This is a genomic window from Brachyspira catarrhinii (assembly GCF_005518285.1).
GTDB lineage: Bacteria > Spirochaetota > Brachyspiria > Brachyspirales > Brachyspiraceae > Brachyspira > Brachyspira catarrhinii.
Window position 1 is genome coordinate 1 of the sequence record NZ_SJDU01000548.1, and the last position, 1,187, is coordinate 1,187.

The window sequence follows — 1,187 nt, forward strand, 5'->3', positions numbered from 1 at the left end:
TTTATCTAAATTAAGCGTATCCGTAATATGTATTTCTGATATTTCTAATTTTATTTTTAGAATAATTAAATATTTTGTCGTTAATTACATTTTTATTAGTGTTTATAATAGGAGATAAAATATCGCTCCAAAAATACGGATTAAAATAATCGTTATTAATGCTTATGAAAGTGTTTATTGAAAAATCTTCGTCTATTCTAAATAACGGTTTGTATAAATATTCTATCTCTTTGCCAAAATATTTTGCCTCATACAAAACGGACGAGGATACGCTTATTACTTTCTTTATTTTATTTGAAGTAAGCAAAAAATATGTCGGAATATCGTTTATCAATTCGATATAATCGCTCGAAGCTATATATTCGTTTACTTCCAAAATATCTTTTTCAAGCGGATGCGGACAATAATAAATCTTCGAATAATTTTTAGATAATTTTTCTATATAATCTTTATAAGAAATAATATTTAAAAATTCATTGCCTCTCTTAACCGAAACATCTACGCTCGTTTGTCCTATAAAGAGAGCCGAATTATCCAATATTTTATCATCGTTAAAAAGATTATTTTCAATGTATATATTGAAATAGTCCGCGTAGAAATAAAAATATTCTTCGGGTATTTTATATTTTGTTAAAATGTTGAAAATATCGACATTATTTGTATTCATCATAAAAATCGCATCGTCAAATAATTTATACGGATGAAACCAGAAATTAATAAAAGAAATATTCAAATTATCGAATATATTTTTAATATCTTCGCCCAACTCTACGCCTATAATTAAACAGTCGCTATCTACAAATTGTTTCAAATAATCGATTGATTCTTTTTTAATTTTTGAAATGTCGTATAAATAATAACTTTCTTTAATATCGGTTATAGAACTTTTATTAAAAAATTCTTTTCTGTCAAAGTTTAAGTTTTTTAATTCTAATATTTCCAAATTAGTGGAATAATATATCAATCTTTTTAATAATTTAACAAACCAAAAATGATATGTTCCGTTATTGTAAAAGGAATGTGTTAAAAAATCGATGGTAAATATTATTCTATTTATCATATTTTACTCCTTTGACAATTAAAAATAGCGAACGCCAAAGAAAGCGTTTAAATGTTTGAAATAATCTTTTAGTTTTGCAATGAAAAAACAGCCAAAAATTATAATAATGGCTTGTATTGTATTGTAT

The 1,187-nt window shown here is 24.1% G+C and carries 1 protein-coding gene; it reads right to left on the minus strand.

Annotation, left to right across the window (positions count from 1 at the left end; translation table 11 throughout):
• Window positions 1-10: 10 nt before the first annotated feature.
• A complete protein-coding gene (locus EZH24_RS12220) occupies window positions 11-1,060 on the minus strand; it encodes a polysialyltransferase family glycosyltransferase (protein ID WP_137999337.1) in 1,050 nt (349 codons plus the stop codon).
• Window positions 1,061-1,187: the final 127 nt, after the last annotated feature.